This is a genomic window from Yoonia sp. 67-2 (assembly GCF_035117555.1).
Lineage (GTDB): Bacteria > Pseudomonadota > Alphaproteobacteria > Rhodobacterales > Rhodobacteraceae > Yoonia.
Window position 1 is genome coordinate 130149 of record NZ_JAYKPK010000005.1, and the last position, 23638, is coordinate 153786.

The 23638-nt window shown below is 60.0% G+C and carries 22 protein-coding genes; 14 read left to right on the forward strand and 8 right to left on the reverse strand.

Translation table 11 applies throughout. The features are described 5' to 3' along the window. Positions 1-167: 167 nt before the first annotated feature. Both VOY09_RS10055 and VOY09_RS10060 read left to right on the forward strand, forming a co-directional pair. Positions 168-374 (forward strand): cold-shock protein, encoded by a 207-nt coding sequence (locus VOY09_RS10055; protein WP_007205742.1) that lies wholly within the window; start codon positions 168-170, stop codon positions 372-374. A gap of 239 nt (positions 375-613) precedes the next feature. Further along, positions 614-823: a cold-shock protein gene (locus VOY09_RS10060; RefSeq protein ID WP_322894875.1), complete on the forward strand. Its 210-nt coding sequence runs from the start codon at positions 614-616 to the stop codon at positions 821-823. A 52-nt stretch (positions 824-875) separates the two neighbouring features. Here the strand turns inward: VOY09_RS10060 and VOY09_RS10065 are convergent, their stop codons facing one another. Then, on the reverse strand, positions 876-1562 hold the full coding sequence (locus tag VOY09_RS10065) for an arylesterase (protein WP_322894876.1): 687 nt from the start codon (positions 1560-1562) through the stop codon (positions 876-878). On the opposite strand from VOY09_RS10065, the gene VOY09_RS10070 reads away from it, so the two are divergent. From VOY09_RS10070 to VOY09_RS10080, 3 genes are read left to right on the forward strand one after another with little or no spacing between them, the layout of a single operon-like run. Further along, positions 1561-2250: an ABC transporter ATP-binding protein gene (locus VOY09_RS10070; protein WP_322894878.1), complete on the forward strand. Its 690-nt coding sequence runs from the start codon at positions 1561-1563 to the stop codon at positions 2248-2250. The genes VOY09_RS10065 and VOY09_RS10070 overlap by 2 nt on opposite strands. Beyond that, complete coding sequence (locus tag VOY09_RS10075) at positions 2247-4763, forward strand: ABC transporter permease (protein ID WP_322894880.1); 2517 nt, start codon at positions 2247-2249, stop codon at positions 4761-4763. The genes VOY09_RS10070 and VOY09_RS10075 overlap by 4 nt, the downstream gene beginning before the upstream one ends. Continuing rightward, positions 4760-5308: a gamma-glutamylcyclotransferase family protein gene (locus VOY09_RS10080; RefSeq protein ID WP_322894882.1), complete on the forward strand. Its 549-nt coding sequence runs from the start codon at positions 4760-4762 to the stop codon at positions 5306-5308. Before VOY09_RS10075 ends, VOY09_RS10080 begins: the two co-directional genes overlap by 4 nt. A gap of 191 nt (positions 5309-5499) precedes the next feature. Here VOY09_RS10080 and gltX read toward each other — a convergent pair whose 3' ends face one another. Beyond that, positions 5500-6825, reverse strand: coding sequence for a glutamate--tRNA ligase (gene gltX / locus VOY09_RS10085; RefSeq protein ID WP_322894884.1), 1326 nt, complete (start codon positions 6823-6825; stop codon positions 5500-5502). A gap of 140 nt (positions 6826-6965) precedes the next feature. Here gltX and VOY09_RS10090 point away from each other — a divergent pair, with 140 nt between their 5' ends. Beyond that, the gene (locus VOY09_RS10090; RefSeq protein WP_322894885.1) at positions 6966-7880 is read left to right on the forward strand and encodes an MBL fold metallo-hydrolase; all 915 of its coding nucleotides are present in this window, start codon (positions 6966-6968) and stop codon (positions 7878-7880) included. On the opposite strand, the gene VOY09_RS10095 is transcribed toward VOY09_RS10090, so the two are convergent. Then, the gene (locus tag VOY09_RS10095; protein ID WP_322894886.1) at positions 7881-9542 is read right to left on the reverse strand and encodes an NAD+ synthase; all 1662 of its coding nucleotides are present in this window, start codon (positions 9540-9542) and stop codon (positions 7881-7883) included. A gap of 149 nt (positions 9543-9691) precedes the next feature. On the opposite strand from VOY09_RS10095, the gene VOY09_RS10100 reads away from it, so the two are divergent. Next, positions 9692-11104 carry an MORN repeat-containing protein gene (locus tag VOY09_RS10100; RefSeq protein ID WP_416236759.1) on the forward strand — a complete coding sequence of 471 codons (1413 nt, stop codon included), beginning with the start codon at positions 9692-9694 and terminating at the stop codon, positions 11102-11104. On the opposite strand, the gene VOY09_RS10105 is transcribed toward VOY09_RS10100, so the two are convergent. Together VOY09_RS10105 and VOY09_RS10110 are read right to left on the reverse strand one after the other, a co-directional pair. Further along, positions 11101-12624 carry a cryptochrome/photolyase family protein gene (locus VOY09_RS10105; protein ID WP_322894887.1) on the reverse strand — a complete coding sequence of 508 codons (1524 nt, stop codon included), beginning with the start codon at positions 12622-12624 and terminating at the stop codon, positions 11101-11103. The two genes, VOY09_RS10100 and VOY09_RS10105, sit on opposite strands and share 4 nt — an antisense overlap. Further along, positions 12621-13286, reverse strand: coding sequence for an SDR family NAD(P)-dependent oxidoreductase (locus VOY09_RS10110; RefSeq protein WP_322894888.1), 666 nt, complete (start codon positions 13284-13286; stop codon positions 12621-12623). Before VOY09_RS10110 ends, VOY09_RS10105 begins: the two co-directional genes overlap by 4 nt. Before the next feature lie 244 nt (positions 13287-13530). On the opposite strand from VOY09_RS10110, the gene VOY09_RS10115 reads away from it, so the two are divergent. Then, positions 13531-15087 (forward strand): 2-isopropylmalate synthase, encoded by a 1557-nt coding sequence (locus VOY09_RS10115; RefSeq protein WP_322894889.1) that lies wholly within the window; start codon positions 13531-13533, stop codon positions 15085-15087. 70 nt (positions 15088-15157) lie between these two features. Here VOY09_RS10115 and VOY09_RS10120 read toward each other — a convergent pair whose 3' ends face one another. Next, on the reverse strand, positions 15158-15412 hold the full coding sequence (locus VOY09_RS10120) for a hypothetical protein (RefSeq protein WP_322894924.1): 255 nt from the start codon (positions 15410-15412) through the stop codon (positions 15158-15160). On the opposite strand from VOY09_RS10120, the gene VOY09_RS10125 reads away from it, so the two are divergent. From VOY09_RS10125 to VOY09_RS10150, 6 genes are read left to right on the forward strand one after another with little or no spacing between them, the layout of a single operon-like run. Beyond that, the gene (locus tag VOY09_RS10125) at positions 15378-16415 is read left to right on the forward strand and encodes a rod shape-determining protein (protein WP_322894890.1); all 1038 of its coding nucleotides are present in this window, start codon (positions 15378-15380) and stop codon (positions 16413-16415) included. The genes VOY09_RS10120 and VOY09_RS10125 overlap by 35 nt on opposite strands. A gap of 23 nt (positions 16416-16438) precedes the next feature. Further along, positions 16439-17362 carry a rod shape-determining protein MreC gene (gene mreC, locus VOY09_RS10130; protein ID WP_322894891.1) on the forward strand — a complete coding sequence of 308 codons (924 nt, stop codon included), beginning with the start codon at positions 16439-16441 and terminating at the stop codon, positions 17360-17362. Then, positions 17355-17894, forward strand: coding sequence for a rod shape-determining protein MreD (locus VOY09_RS10135; RefSeq protein WP_322894892.1), 540 nt, complete (start codon positions 17355-17357; stop codon positions 17892-17894). Before mreC ends, VOY09_RS10135 begins: the two co-directional genes overlap by 8 nt. Continuing rightward, positions 17891-19831 (forward strand): penicillin-binding protein 2, encoded by a 1941-nt coding sequence (gene mrdA / locus VOY09_RS10140; protein ID WP_322894893.1) that lies wholly within the window; start codon positions 17891-17893, stop codon positions 19829-19831. Before VOY09_RS10135 ends, mrdA begins: the two co-directional genes overlap by 4 nt. After that, positions 19828-20967 (forward strand): rod shape-determining protein RodA, encoded by a 1140-nt coding sequence (gene rodA, locus VOY09_RS10145; protein ID WP_322894894.1) that lies wholly within the window; start codon positions 19828-19830, stop codon positions 20965-20967. The genes mrdA and rodA overlap by 4 nt, the downstream gene beginning before the upstream one ends. Then, positions 20967-21899 (forward strand): glyoxylate/hydroxypyruvate reductase A, encoded by a 933-nt coding sequence (locus tag VOY09_RS10150; RefSeq protein WP_322894895.1) that lies wholly within the window; start codon positions 20967-20969, stop codon positions 21897-21899. The genes rodA and VOY09_RS10150 overlap by 1 nt, the downstream gene beginning before the upstream one ends. A 68-nt stretch (positions 21900-21967) precedes the next feature. Here the strand turns inward: VOY09_RS10150 and VOY09_RS10155 are convergent, their stop codons facing one another. Together VOY09_RS10155 and VOY09_RS10160 are read right to left on the reverse strand one after the other, a co-directional pair. Then, the gene (locus VOY09_RS10155) at positions 21968-22750 is read right to left on the reverse strand and encodes an SseB family protein (RefSeq protein ID WP_322894896.1); all 783 of its coding nucleotides are present in this window, start codon (positions 22748-22750) and stop codon (positions 21968-21970) included. Positions 22751-22754: 4 nt separating this feature from the next. After that, entirely contained in the window at positions 22755-23624 is an 870-nt protein-coding gene (locus VOY09_RS10160) for an NAD(P)-dependent oxidoreductase (protein ID WP_322894897.1), read from the reverse strand. Positions 23625-23638 lie beyond the last annotated feature (14 nt).

Genomic DNA, 23638 nt, shown 5'->3' on the forward strand with positions numbered 1-23638 from the left:
GGGTTCTAAAGTTTTGCTTGATTTGTGACAGGCTTTCCGTCATGTTGGTCCGGCAAACGTTATTCTTTTCGACCCACTGTTCTCCTTTCGGCTACAGTCCCTCGATCAAGTTCTGACTAAGCCAAGCTGCCGCAATCTCGTGGGCAGCACTATGAAGGAAAAATACGATGGCCAATGGCACCGTAAAGTGGTTCAACGCAACTAAAGGCTTCGGCTTTATCGCTCCCGAAGGTGGATCCAAGGACGTTTTCGTCCACATCTCCGCTGTTGAGCGTTCCGGCCTGACTGGCCTGAAAGATGACCAGAAGGTCACTTTCGACATCGAATCCGGCCGTGATGGCCGCGAATCTGCGATCAATCTCGCACTCGCATAAGCGATAGTATTCGAAAGAACGGCGCGCATATCCTGCGCGCCGTTTTTTTATGCGCGCTGTCCTGCCGGATACAGCACCCTGTTCGGAAAATTCATTGATTTTATAGCGAATCGTGGCAACATCACGATGCGACGGCAATAAATCGACCACTGTCTCCTTTCGGCCCAGTCATTCGATCTTACTTTGACCGAGCCGGTCCGCTGCATAAAGCGAGCGGAAAAGATAGGAAAGACAAGGACATGGCTTCAGGCACTGTCAAATGGTTCAACACCACTAAAGGTTACGGCTTTATCGCGCCCGATGGCGGCGCAAAGGATGTGTTCGTGCATATCTCGGCAGTCGAACGCTCCGGCCTGACCGGGTTGAAGGACAACCAGAAGGTCAATTTCGACATCGAAAACAGCCGTGATGGGCGCGAAAGCGCTGTGAACCTGACACTGGCCGACTAATCCCGGCCAAGCAGGCAATGATCAGGCTTCCGGCTGATCCCAGCCGGTGGCCCTATTGCGTGACGCCGACGATCACATCCAGGACCATCGGCCCGATCGCGGCCACGATCATCTGCACCCCTTCGGCGCTGGGATGAATGCCATCCGCCTGCATGAACTGGCGCATCGCACTTTGGGTTTCGCCTTCAGCGCGCAAAGCGGCGAACATATCGGGATAAAGCGGAATGCCATATTCCGCCGCCAGATCGACATACATACCTTCGAAATCACGTTTATATTCAGGGCCGTAATTCGTCCCGACCGCCAGCCCGACTAGCAGCATATCGACACCTGCCTCTTGCCCCGCCGCCAAAATCGCATCCAGATTGGCGCGACTGACCGCCGGATCAAGCCCGCGCAGATAATCATTGCCGCCCAAGGCCACGATCATCGCATCGACATCCGGCGTCAGGGTCCAATCGACCCGCGACAACCCGCCGGCTGTGGTATCGCCCGACACACCCGCATTCACGATTGTGACATCCGCGCCCTGATCCCGCATCCATGTTTCCAGTTGCGGCACAAACCCCTGCGCCTGATCCAACCCGTAACCCGCTGTCAGACTGTCACCCAAAGCGGCAATCGTCACAGTTTCGGCATGTGCGGCTGTCATGGTCAGCAAAACCGCCCCGCTCAGGTTGCGCATCCCGCGCAATGCCCCATATCCAGACCTGACCCCGCGACCAAAGGCTGCATGCATGACCGACCCTGTTCTGACGATCACCGACGCCAATTTATCCTTGGATGGCAATGCAGGCAGGGTGGATATTCTGCATGACATTTCGCTGACTGTTGCGAAAGGCGAAACGCTGGGTCTGGTCGGGCCGAGTGGATCGGGCAAATCATCTCTCCTGATGTTGATGGGCGGGCTGGAACAGGCAACATCGGGGCGGATCATGGCTCTTGGCCAGGATCTGACAGCGATGAACGAAGACCAGCTTGCGCGCTTTCGTAGGGATCATATGGGGGTGGTGTTTCAATCTTTCCACCTGATCCCGACAATGACCGCGCTGGAAAACGTCGCAACGCCGCTGGAACTCGCCGGTCACCGCGATGCGTTTACCCGGGCTGAGGCGGAATTGCGCGCCGTGGGTCTGGGTGATCGGATAAACCATTACCCCAGCCAGATGTCGGGTGGCGAGCAGCAGCGTGTGGCGCTCGCCCGCGCCTCTGCCCCGCGCCCGCAGATCCTGCTCGCGGATGAACCAACCGGCAATCTGGACGCGACCAATGGCGCGGCGATCATCGACATGCTGTTCGATCTGCGCGACCGGCATGGCGCGACGCTGATCATGGTGACCCATGCGGCCGAACTAGCCGCGCGTTGTGACCGCACTGTGCATCTGCGCGATGGCAGGATCGAAACTTTGGCAAAGGCTGCGGAATGAGCCTGCGCATCGCATCCCGATTTGCGTTGCGCGAATTACGCGGCGGTCTGCGCGGTTTTCGCGTGTTTCTGGCCTGCCTCGCGCTGGGTGTCGCCGCCATTGCCGCTGTCGGCACCGTGCGCGCAGGGATCGAGGCCGGGTTGACCCGCGACGGCGCTGCCTTGCTCGGTGGCGATGCCGAGGTGGAATTCACCTATCGCTTTGCCCGCGATGAAGAACTGGCATGGCTGGAAAGCATTTCCGACGATATTTCTGAAACCGTCGATTTCCGCTCTATGGCGGTGGTTGACCGTGATGGCATGACAGAGCGCGGCCTGACCCAGATCCGCGCGGTGGATGATGCCTATCCGCTGATCGGGCAGGTGCAACTGGACCCCGCGATGCCGCTGGATCAGGCATTGGCAAATCAGGGCGGCGTCATGGAACGGGTGCTGGCGGACCGTCTGGGGCTGGTCCCCGGTGACAGCTTTCGTTTAGGCGATGCCGATTTCACCCTGCGCGCCATTCTGGAACGGTTCCCGGATAATGCCGCCGCCGGTTTCGGCCTTGGGCCACGGACAATCGTGCTGACCGAAAGTCTGGCAGGTTCCGGCCTGATCGTTGAAGGCACGCTGTTTTCCACACAATACCGGCTGGATCTGCCCGAAGGCGCGGACCTCGCCGCCTTGGAACAACAGGCCGAAAGCCAGTTCCGCGATGCCGGGCTGCGCTGGCGCGACAGCAGGCGCGGCGCCGGTGGTGCGGAACAATTCGTCGACCAGATCGGGTCCTTTCTGATCCTTGTCGGGCTGTCAGGTCTGGCCGTGGGCGGTATCGGCGTCTCTTCCGCCGTACGCGCCTATCTGGCGGGCAAGACCAGTGTGATTGCCACGCTCAAGACCCTTGGGGCGACGCGGACCATTATCTTCCTGACCTATTTCATCCAGATCGGTGTGCTGACCTTGGCCGGTGTGGCACTCGGCCTGTTGCTGGGCGCAGCCCTGCCCGTCCTCTTCGCGCCGCTGATCGAGGCGCGATTGCCGGTGCCCGCTGTTTTCACCATCTACCCCGGCCCTCTGATCGAGGCTGCAGTTTACGGCATTCTGGCCGCGCTGATCTTCACCCTCTGGCCCCTCGCCAAGACCGAGGATATCCGCGCCGCGACCTTGTTCCGCGATGCTTTCGCTGCATCGCGGAGCCTGCCCGGCTGGCCTTATCTGCTGGTGATCGCGGGGCTGGTGGCCCTGCTGATCGGGGCGGCTGTCTGGTTCTCCGGCACCTTGCTCCTGACGCTCTGGACCGCAGGCGGGATCACCGGGTCGCTGGCGATCCTGATCCTTGCGGCCTTGGTGATCCGCTGGATCGCGCGGCGTTTGCGCAATACCGCGCGGGGCAATACCGCCTTGCGCATGGCGCTGGGGTCCATCGGCGCGCGCGGCGGCGAGGCAACGTCGGTCGTCCTCTCGCTGGGTCTTGGACTGACCGTGCTGGCCGCCGTGGGCCAGATCGACGGCAATCTGCGCAATGCTTTCGCCGATGATCTGCCCGCCGTCGCGCCGAGTTACTTCTTTGTCGATATCCAGCCCGATCAAATCGACGGTTTCCGCACGAGGCTGGATCAGGACACGGCTGTCAGCCGTTACGATTCTGCGCCAATGCTGCGCGGGATCATCACCCAAATCAACGGCCAGCCCGCGACCGAGGTGGCAGATGGCCATTGGGTCGTGCGCGGTGATCGCGGCGTGACCTATGCCGGGGCGCAGCCAACCGGCACCGACATCACCGAAGGCGCATGGTGGCCAGACGACTACGATGGCCCGCCGCAGATCAGCTTTGCCGCCGAAGAAGGGGCCGAGATCGGCTTGCAATTGGGCGATATGCTGACTGTGAATATCCTTGGCCGCGATATTACCGGCGAAGTCACCAGTTTCCGCAATGTCAGCTGGGAAGATGCAGGTATCGGTTTTGTGCTGGCGATGAACCAAAGCGCGCTGGAAGGCGCGCCGCATAGCTGGATTTCCACCGTCTATGCCACGCCAGAGGCAGAGGCGGCAATCCTGCGGGACCTCGCGACAGCCTATCCCAATATCACCGCGATCCGGGTGCGTGATGCGATTGATCAGGTGATTGATCTGGTCGGCGGGATTTCCGCCGCGACCCGCTATGGCGCGCTGATCACGCTGGTCACAGGGTTCCTTGTGCTGATCGGTGCCGCAGCGGCGGGAGAGCGGACGCGGACTTACGAGGCCGCCGTGCTGAAAACGCTGGGCGCATCGCGGCGGTCGATCCTCGCCAGTTTCGCGCTGCGCTCTGCCCTGCTAGGGCTGGCGGCGGGGATTGTTGCGTTGGGTGCAGGCATCTTGGGCGGTTGGGCCGTCTCCACCTTTATCATGGATACCGGCTATACCGTAATCTGGGGCAATGCTTTGCTGATCATCGGTGGCGGTATCATGGCCTCGCTGCTGGCAGGTCTGGGCTTTGCCCTGCGTCCATTGGCGGCAAAACCCGCGCAAGTCTTGCGGGCGCGCGAATGAGCGATCCGGCATTTTTCGGCTATGGCTCTTTGGTCAATCTGGCGACCCATAACAATACGAATGCCTTGCCTGCGCGGCTGGCCGGTTGGCGGCGGGTCTGGGTCACGACGGGCTTGCGGAATGCAGCATTTCTATCGGTAGAACCGGTCCCGACGTCGGTGATTGACGGGATCATCGCGCAGGTGCCGGGCGCGGATTGGGCCGCCCTTGACCTGCGCGAGGCGGCCTATGATCGTTATCCCGTCACCGTCCTGCAGGGCGGGACCGCGCGGGATGTCGCGGTCTATCAGGTCAGCCCGCATGTCCAGGCCAAGGACCGGGCAGATGCCCCGATCCTGCGCAGCTATCTGGATGTCGTGGTGCAGGGTTTTTTGCAGGTCTATGGTGAGGCCGGTGTGACAGATTTCTTTGCCACCACAGCGGGTTGGCGCAGCATTCGTGACGACCGCGCCGATCCGCAATACCCACGTCACCAGCGCCTCTCCTCGTCAGAAACGGCGCTGGTGGATCATTATGTAGAACGGATGATGCAAGACGAAATATAGCCTTTGCCACAATCGGCTGCCGCCGCATGACAAGGCAACTTATCCTTGAACAGCACCATTGAGATGCGGGGTAAATTCGGTTGAGCGCGGCCTGATCCACATCATCAGGATACGGACTAACACATTGATAAAAAAACATAATAGCAAATTGCCAATTGGCAACTTTCTCGTTTTCCTGCTGTCCAAGACCTCTATTGCGCGCGTGGTTTGACCTGTAGCAAGGGCATGACATCAGCCATTTCTGGCCCGCGTTCCAATCCGGTGACCGCCTTGCGCAACGGCATGAACAGGGTTTTGCCTTTGCGGCCTGTCGCCTCTTTCACCGCATTGGTCCAGTTGGACCATGTGTCCGCTGCATAGGGTGGCTCGCCCAGCAGAGTGAGAGCCTGCGCAATGAAGTCACGATCCTCATCCGCGATCAATGGTGTCGCCCCGTCGCGGAACATCGCCCACCAGCCTGCGACATCATCAAGCTTGGTGATATTGTCGCGCACCAGATGCCAAAACGGCGCAGCAAGCGGCGTCGGCACACCCGCCGATGTCAGGACATCGGCCACGTCAGTCGCGCTCAGGCTCGCCAGATAGCGGGCGGTCAGCGGATCAAGATCGTCAGCATCGAATTTCGTTGGCGCAGAGCCGAATTTCGACAGATCGAAACCCGCCACAACCTCGGCCACATTGGCGCGCAGTTCCACCGGATCGGCGGAGCCCAGCCGCGCCATCAGCGACAGGATCGCCTGCGGCGCGACACCTTTGGCGCGCAGATCGCGCAGGGACAAGGTGCCAAGGCGTTTCGACAAAGCCTCGCCATTCGGCCCGGTCAACAGTGAATGATGCGCGAAACGCGGGACAGTCCCGCCCAGCGCCTGAATGATCTGGATCTGGGTCGCGGTATTGGTCACGTGATCAGACCCGCGCACGATATCGGTGATGCCCATTTCGACGTCGTCCACAGGCGATGCGAAAGTATACAGGATCTGCCCGTCACCCTTGATCAGGATCGGATCGCTGACCGAGGCGGCGTCAATGGAAATGTCACCGATAATCCCGTCAGGCCATTCGATCCGTTCCAGATCTAGCTTGAAACGCCAATGCCCCTGACGCCCTTCGGCGCGATAGGCGTCTTTTTGCGCCTCGGTCAGATCCAGCGCCGCGCGGTCATAGACCGGCGGTTTGCCCATATTGAGCTGCTTTTTCCGCTTCAGATCCAGCTCTACCGGCGTCTCAAAGCATTCATACAAACGCCCCATCTCGATCAGCCGCTGCTTGGCTGCGGCATAGCGGTCAAGACGGCGGGATTGATATTCCATCCGGTCCCAGGTCAGGCCCAACCATGTCAGATCAGCTTTGATCCCTTCGATATATTCATCCTTGGACCGTTCGGGATCGGTATCGTCGATCCGCAGCACGAAAGTGCCACCATTCTGCCGGGCAATCGCATAGTTGAACAGCGCGGCACGCAGGTTGCCGATATGCAGATAACCGGTGGGCGATGGGGCGAATCTTGTCGTGGTCATAGGGTGATCTCCTGTTCGGTCCCGCTTTGTCATGCCGGGGGCATTTTGTCCATGCGCCGGGCTTTGTTCACAAAAGCGTGGGTTGGCGATGATGCAGGCCGAGCTAACTTTGCGGCACTTTAACCAGAAAGGATATCGTCATGCTGATTTCCCGCCGTCAGGCGCTTTTGTCCGGGGCCGCACTGCCCTTGGCCGCAGGCGCCCCGTCGCTGCTGCAGGCGCAAGCCGCTGCACCGACATCCACCCTGCCCACCCATCGCCATTTCACGCTGGGCGAATTTCAGGTCACGACCTTGCTGTCAAGCTCGCGCCGGGTCGAAAACCCGCAAGAGATTTTCGGCATGAATGTCGATGCTGACACCTTTGCCGAGGTCAGCGCCGAAAACTTCATCCCCACCGATGCGGCGCAATTCTTTTTTACACCGACCCTGCTGAACACCGGGTCGGAGCTGATCCTGTTTGATACCGGCAATGATGCCGCCGGGATCACCGCCGCGCTGGCCGCTGCCGGGCATACGCCGGATGAGATCACCCATGTTGTCATCACCCATATGCACGGCGACCATATCGGCGGCCTGACTGACGAATCCGGTGCGGAAACTTTCGCCAATGCCGCCTATGTCACGGGTCAGGCGGAATTCGACCACTGGGCCGCCGCCGAAAACGAAGGATTCGAGGCCAAGGTGCGGCCGCTGGCGGAAAAATTCACCTTCCTCGGCGATGGCGATGCCGTGCGCGGTGGTGTAACGGCGATGGCGGCATTCGGTCATACGCCCGGTCATATGGGCTATATGCTGGACAGCGGTGACCGGCAGTTGCTGCTGATGGTCGATACCGCCAACCATTATGTCTGGTCGCTGGCCTACCCCGATTGGGAAGTGCTGTTCGACATGGACAAGGAAGCCGCCGCCGCGACACGCCGTAGGGTGCTGGACATGGCCGCGACGGACCGCATTCCGTTGATCGGCTATCACATGCCTTTCCCCGGTCTGGGCTTTGTCGAAACCCGCGATGACGGGTTCCACTTTGTCCCGCATAGCTATCAGCTGATCTGATCAGCTCGGGTCGCGCCAGCGGTTGACGATCGGGTAACGCCGGTCCAGCCAGAAGGCGCGATCCGACAAACGCGGGCCGGGGGCAGACTGAAAGCGTTTATATTCGCTGATATAGACCAGATGTTCGATCTTTTTTACCGTCTCGCGGTCATAGCCTGCGGCGACACATTCCGCGACTGACGCGTCATCATCCACCAGCATCGTCAGGATACCATCCAGCACGTCATAGGGCGGCAGGCTGTCTTCGTCCTTTTGATCGGGGCGCAATTCAGCGGACGGCGGTTTGTCGATAATCGCGGTCGGAATCACCTCATCCGCCGGCCCCTGCATCCAGTCGCGGTGGTTTTCATTGCGCCAGCGGCAGGTCGCGAAGACGCGGGTTTTATACATATCCTTGATCGGGTTATAGCCACCCGCCATATCGCCATAGATCGTGGCATAGCCCACTGCGACCTCGGATTTATTGCCGGTGGTCAGCAGCATTTCCCCGAATTTGTTCGATTGCGCCATCAGCAACAGGCCACGGATGCGGGACTGGATATTCTCTTCGGTCAGATCAGCGGGCAGATCGCCGAACAAAGGCGCCAGCGCATCCGTCACTGCCGCGCGCGGCCCGGCGATACTGACGGTGTCATAGCGACAGCCCAAGGCCTGCGCCGCCGCCGCCGCATCGTCCAGTGATGCCTGCGAAGTGTATTCCGACGGCAGCATCACGCAACGCACATTCGCAGCGCCCAGCGCATCAACGGCGATCGCGGCGACAATCGCGGAATCGATACCGCCCGACAGGCCCAGCAGCACCCTTTTGAAACCGGTCTTGCGCATGTAATCGCGCAAAGCATTCACCATCGCGCGGTAATCCTGTTCGATGCTCCCCGGCAGCAGCGCCTTTACGCCGTCAAGTGCCACCCAGCCATCGCCGGTATCTTCAAAATCCACATGCGCGATGGCATCGTCAAACACGGGCGATTGCACCGCCAAACGGCCACCCCGGTTCAGCACAAAAGACCCGCCGTCGAACATCTGGTCATCCTGACCGCCAGTCATGTTCAGATAGACCAAAGGCACGTCATTTTCGACCACGCGGGCGATCATCGTCTGCAACCGGATTGCATATTTGTCGCGGAAATAAGGTGAGCCATTGGGGACGACCAAAATCTCCGCCCCGCTTTCGACCATGGTTTCGCAGACATCAGGATACCAGGCATCCTCGCAAATCGGGGTGCCGATGCGGGGGCTGTCGCCAAAAGTAACCGGGCCGGAAATATCGGCGCTTTTGAACAGCCGTACCTCGTCAAAAACATTAAAATTGGGCAGGAAATGTTTGCGGAACCGCGCGGTGATCTTGCCACCCGCCAGATAGACATAGCAATTATAGAGCCTGCCTTCGTCAAACATCGGCAGGCCGATGCCAAGGGCGGGACCATCCGCGCAATCCTGCGCCAGCGCGTCCAGATGGCGGGCAGCATCCGCGACAAAGGCTGGTTTACGCACCAGATCCTGCGTCTGATAGCCGGTCAGGAACATCTCGGGCAGGATAACCAGATCGCTGCCCGCGTCTTTGCCCGCTTGCCACGCCTGCCGCGCCAGCGCCGCATTGCCCGCCAGATCGCCGACGGTCGGGTTCATCTGTGCCATCGTCAGGCGAAATCTGCGCGTCATCATTCTGGTCCTATGCTGCTGGCCCTGATGTAGCAGAAAGACCGTCAGGGGAAAGCACCTTGCAGAGTTTCGCCGCCCTGCCCTTTCTTTGCGTTGTCAGCACTGGCCCTCTCTCTTAAGCTGGCGGCGAAACTGGATCGGAGACCGGAATGAAAACGCTCAGACCATCACATGGCTTGGCCATTGCCATCGCCCTGATGACGACCGGCCTGCAGGCGCAGACGGTCGAGACCAAGCAATATGATGACGGCGGCGTTTACGAGGGCACCTTTGTCGATGGCAAACAGGATGGCACCGGCACCTACAGTTTGCCTAATGGCTATGAATATACCGGCGATTGGGTCGATGGCGAAATCCGCGGACAAGGTGTGGCGCGGTTTCCCAATGGGTCGGTCTATGAAGGCAGCTTTGTCGCAGGCAAGCCCGAAGGTCAGGGCAAGATCACCTTTGCCGATGGCGGCACTTATGAAGGTGACTGGCTGGATGGCAATATCACCGGATCAGGCATCGCGACCTATGCCAATGGTGTGGTTTACGAAGGTGAATTCCGCAATGCCGCCCATCACGGCACCGGCACGATGACCAGCCCGGAGGGCTATCGCTACGCTGGCGCATGGGTCAATGGGGTGAAAGAAGGGCAAGGCACGATCACCTATCCTGACGGCGCTGTCTATGAAGGCAGCCTGCGCGCGGGTGAACGCGATGGCACCGGCACGCTGACGATGGCCGATGGGCTGATCTACAGCGGGTCATGGATTGACGGTCAGATCCATGGCACCGGCACGCTGACCCAACCCAATGGCGATGTCTATGAAGGCAATCTGGTCGCGGGCCGCCGCGAAGGCGAAGGCCGGGTTACCTATGGCAATGGCGATATCTATGAAGGCAGCTTTGTCGCTGACCGCCGCGAAGGCATGGGCACATTCCGCGGCGTCGATGGCTATGTCTATACCGGCGCTTGGGCCGGTGGCCAGATTTCCGGCATGGGCGAGGTGACCTATCCCGATGGGTCGGTCTATGTCGGCAGCTTTGCCAATGATCTGGCCGATGGCAAAGGCAAGATCACCTATCCTGATGGGTCCACCTATGAAGGTGACTGGGTCGCCGGTGTGATCAGCGGCACAGGTGTCGCGACCTACGCCAATGGGCTGGTCTATGAAGGTGAATTCGTAAACGCGCAGAACCACGGCCAAGGCAAGATGACCTATGCCGATGGCTATGTCTATGAAGGCGAATGGGCCGAAGGGCAGCGCAACGGGAATGGCACCGCCACCTATGCCGATGGCACGGTCTATGCCGGCGAATTCCTCAACGGCCAACGGTCCGGTCAGGGCGAAATCACCCTGCCCGATGGGTTCAGCTATATCGGCGGCTGGCTTGATGGGGAAATCAGCGGCTATGGCATCGCGACCTATGCCAATGGCGATGTCTATGAAGGCAATTTCAGCCGTGGCCGTCGTGACGGCGAAGGCACGATGCGCTATGCCAGCGGCGAGGAAAGCACCGGCATGTGGTCAGACGGGGCCTTTGTCACGCCCGCCGCTGGCGAAGCGGCGGATTAAACTGCCTGCCCGTCTTCCATCCGCGCCAGAAAATCCGCGGCCTCTGACAGCACCTGATCGCGGCGGGATGCCTCCATCTTGTCCCAGACCGCATACATATTGCCCATGCGGGGATTGCCCTTGAACCGGTCGCGGTGCCGGTCAAGGAAATGCCAGTAAAGCAGGTTGAACGGGCAGGCATCCGGCCCGGTCTTGTCCTGCACGCGATATGCGCAAGACCCGCAATAATCCGACATTTTATGGATGTAGTTACCAGATGAGATATAGGGTTTCGATGCGATGATCCCGTCATCGGCAAACAGGCTCATCCCGATCACATTCGGCGCCTCGACCCATTCATAGGCATCGACGTAAACTGCCAGATACCATTCATGCACTTCGGCCGGATCAATCCCGGCCAGCAGCGCGAAATTGCCGGTGACCATCAGGCGCTGGATGTGATGCGCATAGCCTTCGGTCTTGGTCTGGTCCACCGCCTTGGCGATGCAGTTCATCTTGGTTTCCGCGCCCCAATACATGCCGGGCAGCTTGCGGTTATGGCCCAGCGCGTTGCGGGTGACATAGTCGGGACCTTCGCGGAAATAGATACCGCGCACATATTCGCGCCAGCCGATGATCTGGCGGATGAACCCTTCCACCGCATTCAAGGGCGCATGGCCGTCGCGATAGGCGGCCTCGGCCGCCTGACAGACCTCCAGCGGGTCCAGCAGCCCGGCATTGAGGTAAAGCCCGACGACTGAATGATAGAGATAGCGATTGTCATTCAGCATCGCATCCTGAAAATCGCCAAACTTCGGCAGACCACCCTTAATCCAATGCGCCAGATGGCTGCGGGCTTGAGCGGTATCGGTGGCAAACCAGAAGGGGTGCAGATCGCCGAAATTATTGTCAAAACGGCTGGCGACGAGGGTCAGGACCTCTTCCACCACCTCATCAGGGGTGAATTGCATCGGCCCCGCGTAATCCACACTGTCAGGGGCCGGTTTGCGGTTGTCGTGATCGTAGTTCCATTTCCCACCTTCGGGCTGATCACCATCCATCAGCAAGCCGGTCTTGCGGCGCATATCGCGGTAGAAATATTCCATCCGCAATTGTTTGCGATCCTTCGCCCAGCCATCAAATTCCTGATGCGAGGCCAGAAAACGATCATCGGGTAGACTGTGGGATTTCAGTGGCATGTCCCCCAAGGCCTCGATCAACCGCCATTCGCCGGGTTCAGTATAGACGACGCCAGCGGCATCATATTCGCTGGCGCGCCGGATCAGTTCGCCGGTGATTGATCCGGCGTTGTCGGGGTCATCCAGCTTGGTATAGGCAACCCGCCAGCCATCATTGCGCAGGCTCTCCGCGAATTTGCGCATCGCGGCAAAGGTAAAGGCGATCTTCTTGGGGTGGTGCGGGACATAGGACGCCTCATCCCCGACCTCTGCCATGACCACGACATCGCTGGCCTTGTCGCATTTGCGCAGCGCCGAGAGATTGGGTGACAACTGATCACCCAGAACCAGAACCAACCTCACCAAGCCACCTCTTTTCCAGCGAAATCATAGAAATGCCCATTTTGCGCAGCTGTCAGCCCGGCAATGACATCGAGCAGATGCGAAGCCGCTTCCGCGGCGGACATCGTCTTGTGCCGCCCGGCGTATTCGGCGGTAAAAGGCGTCTCCACCGTGCCGGGATGCAAAGCCACACAAGCGGCCTGTTTATGGCTGCGCCCCAGTTCAATCGCGGCCCCCCGGATGATCTGGTTCAACGCAGCTTTAGAGGCGCGATAGGAATGCCAGCCGCCGATATTGTTATCCCCAATCGAGCCCACGCGCGCCGATAAGGTCGCGACGACCGCCGGGCGATCCTTGGCCAGCAACCTTGGCACATGGCGCAGGATCAGCGCAGGCCCGATGGCATTCACCGCCATGACCTGCGCCATATTGGCGGCCTCAATCGCCGACAGCGATTTCTCCGGCCCGGCACCTTCAGGTGCCAGAATACCCACCGCCACAAAGATCAGATCGAACGGCCCGTCCAGAGCCGCGAGATGCTGATCGACCGAGGCCGGATCAGTCACATCAAACCCGTCCTCGCGGCGCGACAGGCCAGTCACCGCCACGCCGCGTCGGTGTAACTCCTGCGCCACAGCCGCGCCGATGCCGCCAGAGGCACCAATGATCAATGCATTTTCCATGAAGGTCAGGATAGGCCGCCCGCCCTGCGTGACCAGCCCTTTGCCTCGCTTTGTGCCAAATACTCACTTTATGGACTTTTCAACAGGCGCGAGGTTTGTATAGTCACAGCCATGATCACCACGGCACACATCTCTGGCACTGCCCCCGCCCTGCTACTTCTTAGCAGCGCCTGAGCGTGCCTGTCGGCGCGACCGCTCGGATGGGACAGCGCCGGACAATGCCAAAGATCAAAGGAATACCCAAATGACCAAAGATAAAGTGTTGATTTTCGACACCACATTGCGCGACGGCGAACAAAGCCCGGGTGCGACCATGTCCCATGCCGAAAAGATCGAGATCGCCGAATTGCTTGACGATATGGGCGTCGATATCATCGAGGCGGGTTTTCCCATCGCGTCTGAAGGTGACTTCAACGCCGTCAGCGAAATCGCCAAACGTGCCAAAAGATCCACTATCTGCGGGCTGGCGCGCGCCAATTACAAAGATATCGACCGCTGCTGGGAGGCGGTGAAACACGCGTCCTCGCCGCGCATCCATACCTTCATCGGCACCTCGCCACTGCACCGCGCGATTCCTAACCTCGACATGGATCAGATGGCCGAACGTATCCACGACACTGTGACCCATGCCCGCAATCTGTGCGATAATGTGCAATGGTCACCTATGGATGCAACGCGGACGGAATGGGATTACCTTTGCCGGGTCGTCGAAATCGCGATCAAGGCCGGGGCCACCACGATCAACGTGCCCGACACTGTGGGCTACACCGCCCCCGAAGAAAGCGCCGATCTGATCCGCAAGCTGATTGCCACTGTGCCCGGCGCGGATGAGGTGATCTTTGCCACGCATTGCCATAATGACCTTGGCATGGCGACGGCGAATGCCTTGGCCGCCGTGATCGGCGGCGCGCGCCAGATCGAATGCACGATCAACGGTCTGGGCGAACGCGCCGGCAACACGGCCTTGGAAGAGGTCGTGATGGCCCTGAAGATCAGGGGCGATATCATGCCTTATGAAACCGGGATCGACACTCGCAAGATCATGAATATCTCCCGCCGTGTCGCCACTGTGTCTGGCTTTGCGGTGCAGTTCAACAAGGCCATCGTCGGCAAGAACGCCTTTGCTCATGAAAGCGGCATCCATCAGGACGGCATGCTGAAAAACGCCGAAACGTTTGAGATCATGCGGCCAGAGGATGTCGGCCTGTCCGGCACCAGCCTGCCTTTGGGGAAACATTCGGGCCGTGCGGCGTTGCGCGCGAAGCTGTCGGAACTCGGCTTCGATCTGATCGACAACCAGTTGAACGATGTTTTTGTCCGGTTCAAGGATCTGGCGGATCGCAAGAAAGAAGTCTTTGACGATGATCTGATGGCTTTGGTCACCCAGAACGACAGCGGCGAAGACCGGGTCAAGCTGACATCCTTGCGCGTTATCTGCGGCACCGAAGGTCCGCAGCAGGCGGATATGGTGCTGAATATCGACGGCGTAGATAGCACGACAAAAGCCACCGGCGACGGCCCTGTTGATGCGACCTTCAACGCAGTCAAGGCCCTGTTCCCGCATGGCGCGCGGCTGCAGCTGTATCAGGTGCAGGCCGTGACTGAGGGCACAGACGCGCAAGCCACCGTGATCGTGCGGATGGAAGAGGACGGGCGCATCGCCACCGGCCAGTCCGCCGATACGGACACTGTCGTCGCCAGCGCCAAAGCCTATATCAATGCGCTGAACCGGTTGCTCGTGCGGCGTGAAAAGTCAGCGCCGGGGCATGATACCAAAGGTGTCAGCTACAAGGACAGCTGATCTCTTGCGACTCGGCAACGCGATACAGGCGGCACCGGAAACGGTGCCGCCTTTTTCATTGCCAGTCACATCATCGCATGGCCAAAACAAGTAATGTTGCAAATATGATATTTTTATCCACTTTTAACCCACATAAAATCCATAAAAATTGCAAAATAACAACAAGCGACATGCCGCCAAAATGCCTGAATTGGAGGGCTTCTCTCCGCAGGCGCATGTCTCTATAACACCCACCAACCGGGCGCAGCGGGACGGCGCGGGATAGTGTACAATAAATGGAAGGCCACGGGATGTTTGGCTTGCGCGGGATTTTTTCCTCGGACATGGCGATCGATTTGGGCACAGCCAATACGCTGGTCTATGTAAAAGGCAGGGGGATCATTCTGTCCGAACCCTCGGTCGTGGCCTATCAGGTCAAGAACGGCGTCCGCAAAGTGCTGGCCGTGGGCGAAGATGCCAAGCTGATGCTGGGCCGCACGCCCGGCAGTATCGAGGCGATCCGCCCGATGCGCGACGGTGTCATCGCAGATTTCGACACCGCAGAAGAGATGATCAAGCATTTCATCCGCAAGGTGCATAAACGGTCGACCTTCAGCAAACCCAAGATCATCGTCTGTGTGCCGCATGGCGCGACACCGGTCGAAAAACGCGCGATCCGGCAGTCTGTGCTATCCGCCGGTGCCCGCCGCGCCGGGCTGATCGCCGAACCGATTGCCGCCGCGATTGGCGCCGGCATGCCGATCACCGATCCGACCGGCAATATGGTCGTCGATATCGGCGGCGGCACGACCGAGGTCGCGGTTTTGTCCTTGGGCGATATTGTCTATGCACGGTCAGTCCGTGTCGGTGGCGACCGGATGGATGAGGCGATCATCAATTATCTGCGCCGTCAGCATAATCTGCTGATCGGGGAATCCACCGCCGAGCGGATCAAGACCAGCATCGGCACCGCACGGATGCCCGATGATGGCCGTGGCCAGTCGATGATGATCCGGGGCCGTGACCTGCTGAACGGTGTCCCGAAAGAGACCGAGATCAATCAGGCGCAGGTCGCCGAAGCGCTGGCCGAACCTGTCCAGCAAATCTGCGAGGCGGTGATGACCGCGCTGGAAGCTACCCCACCCGATCTGGCCGCTGATATCGTCGACCGTGGTGTGATGCTGACAGGCGGTGGTGCGCTGCTCGGTCAGCTGGATCTGGCCCTGCGCGAACAGACCGGGCTGGCGATTTCGGTGGCGGATGAGTCGCTCAATTGCGTGGCTTTGGGCACCGGGCGGGCGCTGGAATATGAAAAACAACTGCGTCACGTGATCGATTACGACAGTTAACCAAAGCCAGAGGATTTTTGCCCTTGGCACGCGACAAGACCAGCGCCGATTTCTTCGCCCCCGTCCGCAGATTGCTGGTGGGGGTGTTGGTGTTGGCGCTGTTGGGCGTTTTCGCGGTCTGGCGCATTGACAGCCCCCGCGTCGAACGGGTCCGCATCGCCGTGATCGATCAGGTCTTGCCCGGGTTTGACTGGGTGATGGCACCGGTCCACAGCATGACCAATATGATTGTGGATTTCCAAAGCTATCAAAGGTTAGCCGCGCAAAATCAGGATCTGCGGCGGGAATTACAACAGATGAAAGCCTGGCGCGAGGCGGCGTTGCAGCTTGAACAGGAGAATGCAAAGCTGCTGGATCTGAACAATGTCCGCCTTGACCCCAAGCTGACCTTTGTCACCGGGGTCGTGCTGGCGGATAGCGGGTCACCGTTCCGGCAATCTGTCTTGCTGAATGTCGGCGCACGCGACGGGATTATCGATGGCTGGCCGACGATGGACGGCATCGGCCTTGTCGGGCGGATCGCCGGTGTCGGGCGCGAAACCAGCCGGGTATTGCTGCTGACCGATACATCCAGCCGGATTCCGATCACCATTCTGCCGTCCGGGCAACGGGCGATCCTTGCAGGTGACAACACATTGAACCCGCCGATAGATTTTCTGGAAGACCGCGCCGTCGTGCGCCCCGGCGACCGTGTCGTGTCATCGGGCGATGGCGGCGTGTTCCCTGCCGATCTGCTGGTTGGTCAGGTGGCGCTCGGCACGGACAATCGCCTACGGGTGCGTCTCGCGGCGGATTATCAGCGGCTGGAGTTCCTGCGCGTCTTGCGGGCGCAACCGCATGAAATCATCAATGATCCTGGGCGGCTTCTGACACCGGGGGCAGAATTCTTTGGCCCCGGCCTGCCCGACCCCGCGGCCTTATCCGCAGCCGAGGCGGCAGATGGCTGAGCTTGACGAGGCCCGCCTTTGGATCAGACGCGCAAGTTTTGTGGTATTGGCCTGTACGATCACGATTGCTCAGCTTGTGCCGCTGGACCTGCGGCCCGCGACATGGGCCCCGCCGGACCTGTTGCTGGCGCTCACCTGCGTCTGGGTCGCCCGCAGACCGGATTATCTGCCGGTTTATATCGTTGCAGCGGTCTTTTTTACGACAGATTTGCTGTTGCAGCGCCCTCCGGGGCTCTGGGCGGCGCTGGTCGTGCTGCTGACCGAGGCGATCCGCAACCGTCACCGTGACCTGCGCGCCATGCCGTTTCTTGCCGAATGGGGCTTTGTCGCGCTCGGATTGACGGTGATCACATTGGCGAACCGCTTTGTCCTTGCTATCGTCGTGACACCGCAGGCCCCGATCGGGATGACGCTGATGCAATTGGGTGCCACGATCCTGATCTATCCGGTGGCTGTGGTCGTGACAAAATATATCTTCGGCGTGGAGCGGCCCGCGCCGGGGGATCTGCGAAAGATTGGACAACGTTTATGAAGCGCCCTCCGAAGGATATCATTGCCAGTTCACGCATCATCGGGCGGCGCGCGCTGGTCGTGGGCGGTGTGCAGGCCGGTATCATGGGCGCCATCGGCTGGCGCTTGCGCGATATGCAGGTAGAACAGGCCGATCAATATCGCATGTTGGCCGAGGAAAACCGCATCTCGATGCGCCTGCTGCCGCCCGCGCGGGGCATGATCTTTGACCGCAACGGGATCGCCATTGCTGCCAATGAACAGAATTACCGCGTCGTCATGGTCCGCGAAGATGCGGGTGACATCGGTGAGGTTCTGGCGCGACTGACCGAGATCATCGATATCCCGCCCGAGGTTTTGACCCGCGCGATGGAGGAAATGCGTCGCCGCGCGCCCTTTGTCCCGGTCACAATTCTGGAACGTGTGTCCTGGGATGACGTGGCGCAGATCAATCTGAACACCCCCGTTCTGCCCGGCATTCAGGCCGAAGTTGGGCTGAGCCGTTATTACCCGATGGGCGAGGATATGGCCCATGTCGTCGGCTATGTCGGCCCGGTCAGCGATTATGATCTGAGCCAGATCGAAGATCCCGATCCGTTGCTGCAGATCCCCAAGTTTGAATATGGCAAGACCGGCGCCGAGAACCGTCTGGAAGAGGAATTGCGCGGCTCTGCCGGTAACCGCCGGATCGAGATCAGCGCCGCCGGCCGGATCATGCGCGAGTTGGACCGGCAGGAAGGCGTCCCGGGCAAGGATGTGCAGCTGACCATCGACAGCCATCTGCAAGCCTATGTGCAGGCCCGGCTGGAAGGTGAATCCGCCAGTGGGATTGTGATCGATCTGGAAAATGGCGATCTGCGCGCGGTCGTGTCGGCCCCCTCCTTTGACCCCAATATGTTCGTGCGCGGTATCTCGGTCGCAGATTGGCGCGCCCTGAATGAGAATATCTACCGGCCGATGGCCGCCAAAGCGGTGCAAGGGACTTATCCGCCGGGGTCAACCTTCAAGATGGTCACGGTGATGGCCGCGATGGAGGCAGGGATCATCACCGCCAATGATACCGTCTATTGCCCCGGCCATGCCGATGTGTCCAATATCCGCTTTCACTGCTGGCGGCGCGGTGGCCATGGCAACATGAACATGCATGAAGCGATGAAGCAAAGCTGTGATGTCTATTTCTATGATATCGCGCAGCGCGTCGGCATCGACAAAATGGCGGAAATGGCGCGTAGATTGGGCTTGGGCCAACGCTATGACCTGCCGTTGTCGGCCGTGGCGTCGGGCCTTGCGCCGGACCGCGAATGGAAATCGACGGTGCGCGGCGAAAACTGGCGCGTCGGCGATACGGTCAATGCCTCCATCGGACAAGGCTATGTGCTGACCTCACCATTGCAGTTGGCAGTGATGACGGCGCGTCTTGCGACGGGCATGGAAATCACACCGCGGCTGGTCCGGCTAATCGACGGTGTCGAACAGCCCAGCGGTATCGGGCCCAGTCTGGGGTTGAACGAAAACACGCTGCGGAGGGTGCGGGCCTCGATGGATGCGGTCTGCAATGAAGATCGCGGCACCGCTTACGGGTCCCGGATTGTGGCCGAGGGCCGCAAGATGGCGGGCAAGACCGGCACCAGCCAGGTGCGGCGGATCACGATGGAAGAACGCGCCGCTGGCGTGACCAGCAACGAGGATCTGCCATGGGAACGCCGGGACCATGCGTTGTTCGTGTGCTATGCCCCCGTCGAAAACCCCCGCTATGCTGTGTCGGTTGTCGTCGAACATGGCGGTGGCGGATCAGCAGTCGCAGCACCCATCGCACGTGACATCATCTTGCAAGCGCAATATGGCGGGCCGCCACCGCTTGAAGCCTATCCTGCAAATCTGCGCGACCAGATCGCCGAGCAACAGCGCCGGATCGCCGCCCGCATCCCGGCAGGGATGCGCAGTCAGAGCCGCGCATGAGCTATCTGGAATATAACACCAAATTCGTCCCCAGCGGGATGCGCAAGCTGCTGTATCTGCATTGGCCGCTGATCATGTTGCTGACGGCGGTCGCCTGTGCCGGTTTCCTGATGCTCTATTCCGTCGCCGGCGGTTCGGTCGACCCGTGGATGGAACCGCAGGTCAAACGTTTCGCGCTGGGTCTGGTGGTGATGATCGGCGTTGCCATGGTACCGATCTGGTTCTGGCGCAATATGGCCTTTGTCGCCTTTGGCGGATCGGTCGCGTTGTTGCTGGGGGTCGAGTTTTTCGGCGATGTCCGCATGGGTGCGCAGCGCTGGATCGACCTTGGTTTCATGCGCCTGCAACCGTCAGAGCTGACGAAGATCACTTTGGTCATGTTTCTGGCCGCTTATTATGAGTGGCTGCCGCTGAACAAAAAATCGCATCCGTTCTGGGTCTTGGTGCCGGTGATCGTGATCCTTGTGCCGGTGGCGCTGGTCTTGCAGCAACCCGATCTTGGGACTGCGTTGCTTTTGTTGATGGGCGGCGGCGCGATCATGTTTCTGGCCGGTGTGCATTGGGCCTATTTCGTAACAGTCGTCGGCGCGGGCGTCGGCACCGTCGTGGCCGTGTTGCAAAGCCGTGGCACCCCATGGCAGTTGTTGCAGGACTATCAGTATCGCCGGATCGACACTTTTCTGGACCCCAGCAATGATCCGCTTGGCGCAGGCTATAACATCACCCAAGCCAAGATCGCCCTGGGATCAGGCGGCTGGACCGGACGCGGGTTTATGCAAGGCACCCAGTCACGGCTGAATTTTCTGCCCGAAAAGCATACCGATTTCATTTTCACCACCTTGGCCGAGGAATTCGGTTTTGTCGGTGCCATCACTTTGCTGGCGCTTTACGCGCTGATCATCATTTTCTGTATCGCGTCTGCGATGACAAACAAGGATCGCTTTGCATCCTTGCTAACCTTGGGGATTGCTGTGACGTTCTTTTTGTTTTTCGCCGTCAATATGGCCATGGTGACCGGGCTGGCGCCGGTTGTTGGCGTGCCTTTGCCGATGGTCAGCTATGGTGGCTCTGCGATGCTAGTCCTGATGGCCGCTTTTGGTTTGGTGCAAAGCGCCCATGTCCATAGGCCGCGCTGATGCTGAAGGTTCTGTTTTCCGCCAAGCCCACAGCCTGGGACGCCTATGAAGCGCCGCTGAATGCCGCCTTTGCAAAGGCCGGTCTGGATGTCGATCTGTCCCGCGATCATGCGCCTGAAGCGACGGATTATATCGTCTTTGCCCCCAATGGCCCGGTCACTGATTTCGCGCCCTATACCAAGACCAAAGCGGTGCTGAGCCTTTGGGCCGGGGTGGAAACCGTGGTGGGTAATGCCTCGCTGACCCAGCCTTTGTGCCGGCTCGTTGACACGAGCTTGACGCAAGGCATGGTCGAATGGGTGACAGGCCATACATTGCGCCATCATCTGGGGATGGACCGGCATATCCACGGGCAGGACGGCATCTGGCGCGACGATACCTATCCGCCAATCGCCGATGACCGCCCGGTGACAATTCTGGGGATCGGTGCCTTGGGCGCGGCCTGCGGTCAGGCGCTGTCCGCGCTTGGGTTTCCAGTGACAGGTTGGAGCAGGTCACCCAAATCAGTGCCGGATTTGCGCTGTCTGCACGGCGATGATGGGCTGGTGCAAGCGCTAACCGGCGCACAGATTGTGATCCTGCTGCTGCCCTTGACGCTGGAAACCACCGATATCCTGAATACAGACAGGCTGGCCCTGCTGGCGCGCGGCGCTTTCGTGATCAATCCCGGTCGTGGCCCGTTGATCGACGATGCGGCCCTGTTGAAGGCGTTGGATATCGGTCAGGTCGCCCATGCGACGCTCGACGTGTTTCGGGTCGAACCTTTGCCTGTGGAACATCCGTTCTGGGCACATGCCAGCGTCACGGTGACCCCGCATATCGCCGCCACGACGCGGCCCGAAACGGCGGCAGGGATCATCGTGGACAATATCAAGCGCGGTGAGGCCGGTGAACCCTTCCTGAATGTCGTGGATCGCGGGCTCGGGTATTAGGATCAGGTTCACTGCGGAACCTGATGCGCGCCGTACGGGCATATTTTCACGCGGACGACGCGAGAAAATCATCGCAATTTGGGTGGCTTTGCCGGGTCCATACCGGGCGCGGACGGGGCCTGGTTTTTTTGCGGTGCGGGCTGGGGCAGATCGAAACGCAACCCGACCTTTGCCAGACGGGCGGCCATCGGGTCGCTGGCGCGCAGGAACAGGACATCCATCATGCCTGCCTCGATCCCCGAAAATGTCAGCGCCTCGCCTGCGGCAGAGGCCAGCGCCTTTTCCGCGCCGGGTGCGGCATCGATAAAGGCCAGCACGTGACCCTGCGCGCCGGTGTCATAGGTTGCGGCCACAAGATAAGCCGTCTGCGCCAAACCAGCAGCAATCGCCAGTTTGCGGCCCAGTCCGGTGACCACGCTTTGCGGCAGATGACGCGGGGCGGCGACAGACGTCAACCGTGCCTCAGTTTCGGAGGGGGCATGCAACAGGGTCTGCGCCAGCCAATCCACCGCATCGGCGGGGATCAGCATGGCAGAAGGCGCAACTTCAAGGTTCAGCCCAAGCCCCACGCCCTGCCCGGCCAGCATCTGCACCAGCGCGCGCCCCGGCAAGGCAGCATAGGGCGCGATCCGGCCCACGAAATCAGACAGCCGTTCTTCACCGTCGAAGATCAGCGCATATTTACCGCCTTCGACATCGAAAAGTGCGGGCGTGATCTGATCGCCCTCGGCTTCTTCGCCCAAGAGCAGAAATATCTCACTATCGGCAAGCCGTTCGTAAAACCGCAGGCGGGCGGCATCGTCATCCGGTGCCGCCTCCATCGCCGCATGGGCGGCATCAAGATCAGTCATCGCGTCACAAAGCCTGCAGGCGTTTGAACAGGGCCGACGTATCCCAGCGCCCACCGCCCATTTTCTGCACGTCCTTGTAGAATTGATCGACCAGCGCGGTCACCGGCAGGCTCGCGCCATTTTCATCGGCTGTATCAAGGCAAATCCCCAGATCCTTGCGCATCCAATCCACGGCGAAACCATGCGTGAAATGATCATCCAGCATCGTTTCAAACCGGTTGTTCATCTGCCAGCTACCGGCAGCCCCCTGGCTGATCACCTCGACCACGGCGCGGCCATCAAGCCCGGCCTTATCGGCGAAATGCAGCGCCTCTGACAGGCCCTGCACCAGACCCGCGATGGCGATCTGGTTGCACATCTTGGTCATCTGTCCGGCACCGCTGTCACCGATCCGACGGGCGAGTTTGGCGTAAACCTCGATCACCGGGCTGATCTGGTCGTAATGTGCCTGATCGCCCCCACACATGATCGACAATTGCGCGTTTTCCGCCCCCGCCTGCCCGCCCGAGATCGGTGCATCGACAAAACCCAGCCCTTGATCCTTGGCTGCGGCGTAAAGTTCGCGGGTCACCTTGGCTGAAACGGTGGTATGATCGACAAAGATCGCGCCCTTCGTCATCGTGCTGAAGGCGCCGTCAGCTCCGGTGCAGACGGCGCGCAGATCATCATCATTGCCGACACAGGCCAGCACAATTTCTGCCCCTTCTGCCGCTGCCGCTGGCGTGTCGGCGGCCCGCCCACCGTGCTGGGCAACCCAGGCTTCGGCTTTGGCACGGGTCCGGTTGTAGACGGTTACATCATGTCCCGCTGCTGCGAGATGACCGGCCATAGGATAGCCCATTACACCAAGGCCCAGAAAAGCGATTTTTGTCATAGTCATAAGTCCTG

Excerpts from the sequence above, each read along its gene's own strand:
- VOY09_RS10120 (WP_322894924.1), bottom strand. The coding sequence starts at position 15,412 with ATGTCCGAGGAAAAAATCCCGCGCAAGCCAAACATCCCGTGGCCTTCC.
- VOY09_RS10110 (WP_322894888.1), bottom strand. The coding sequence starts at position 13,286 with ATGGAAAATGCATTGATCATTGGTGCCTCTGGCGGCATCGGCGCGGCT.
- VOY09_RS10090 (WP_322894885.1), top strand. The coding sequence starts at position 6,966 with ATGCTGATTTCCCGCCGTCAGGCGCTTTTGTCCGGGGCCGCACTGCCC.
- VOY09_RS10135 (WP_322894892.1), top strand. The coding sequence starts at position 17,355 with ATGGCTGAGCTTGACGAGGCCCGCCTTTGGATCAGACGCGCAAGTTTT.
- VOY09_RS10055 (WP_007205742.1), top strand. The coding sequence starts at position 168 with ATGGCCAATGGCACCGTAAAGTGGTTCAACGCAACTAAAGGCTTCGGC.
- mrdA (WP_322894893.1), top strand. The coding sequence starts at position 17,891 with ATGAAGCGCCCTCCGAAGGATATCATTGCCAGTTCACGCATCATCGGG.
- VOY09_RS10160 (WP_322894897.1), bottom strand. The coding sequence starts at position 23,624 with ATGACAAAAATCGCTTTTCTGGGCCTTGGTGTAATGGGCTATCCTATG.
- VOY09_RS10075 (WP_322894880.1), top strand. The coding sequence starts at position 2,247 with ATGAGCCTGCGCATCGCATCCCGATTTGCGTTGCGCGAATTACGCGGC.
- VOY09_RS10065 (WP_322894876.1), bottom strand. The coding sequence starts at position 1,562 with ATGCATGCAGCCTTTGGTCGCGGGGTCAGGTCTGGATATGGGGCATTG.
- VOY09_RS10080 (WP_322894882.1), top strand. The coding sequence starts at position 4,760 with ATGAGCGATCCGGCATTTTTCGGCTATGGCTCTTTGGTCAATCTGGCG.
- rodA (WP_322894894.1), top strand. The coding sequence starts at position 19,828 with ATGAGCTATCTGGAATATAACACCAAATTCGTCCCCAGCGGGATGCGC.
- VOY09_RS10155 (WP_322894896.1), bottom strand. The coding sequence starts at position 22,750 with ATGACTGATCTTGATGCCGCCCATGCGGCGATGGAGGCGGCACCGGAT.
- VOY09_RS10095 (WP_322894886.1), bottom strand. The coding sequence starts at position 9,542 with ATGACGCGCAGATTTCGCCTGACGATGGCACAGATGAACCCGACCGTC.
- VOY09_RS10115 (WP_322894889.1), top strand. The coding sequence starts at position 13,531 with ATGACCAAAGATAAAGTGTTGATTTTCGACACCACATTGCGCGACGGC.
- gltX (WP_322894884.1), bottom strand. The coding sequence starts at position 6,825 with ATGACCACGACAAGATTCGCCCCATCGCCCACCGGTTATCTGCATATC.
- VOY09_RS10060 (WP_322894875.1), top strand. The coding sequence starts at position 614 with ATGGCTTCAGGCACTGTCAAATGGTTCAACACCACTAAAGGTTACGGC.
- VOY09_RS10070 (WP_322894878.1), top strand. The coding sequence starts at position 1,561 with ATGACCGACCCTGTTCTGACGATCACCGACGCCAATTTATCCTTGGAT.
- VOY09_RS10125 (WP_322894890.1), top strand. The coding sequence starts at position 15,378 with ATGTTTGGCTTGCGCGGGATTTTTTCCTCGGACATGGCGATCGATTTG.
- VOY09_RS10100 (WP_416236759.1), top strand. The coding sequence starts at position 9,692 with ATGAAAACGCTCAGACCATCACATGGCTTGGCCATTGCCATCGCCCTG.
- VOY09_RS10150 (WP_322894895.1), top strand. The coding sequence starts at position 20,967 with ATGCTGAAGGTTCTGTTTTCCGCCAAGCCCACAGCCTGGGACGCCTAT.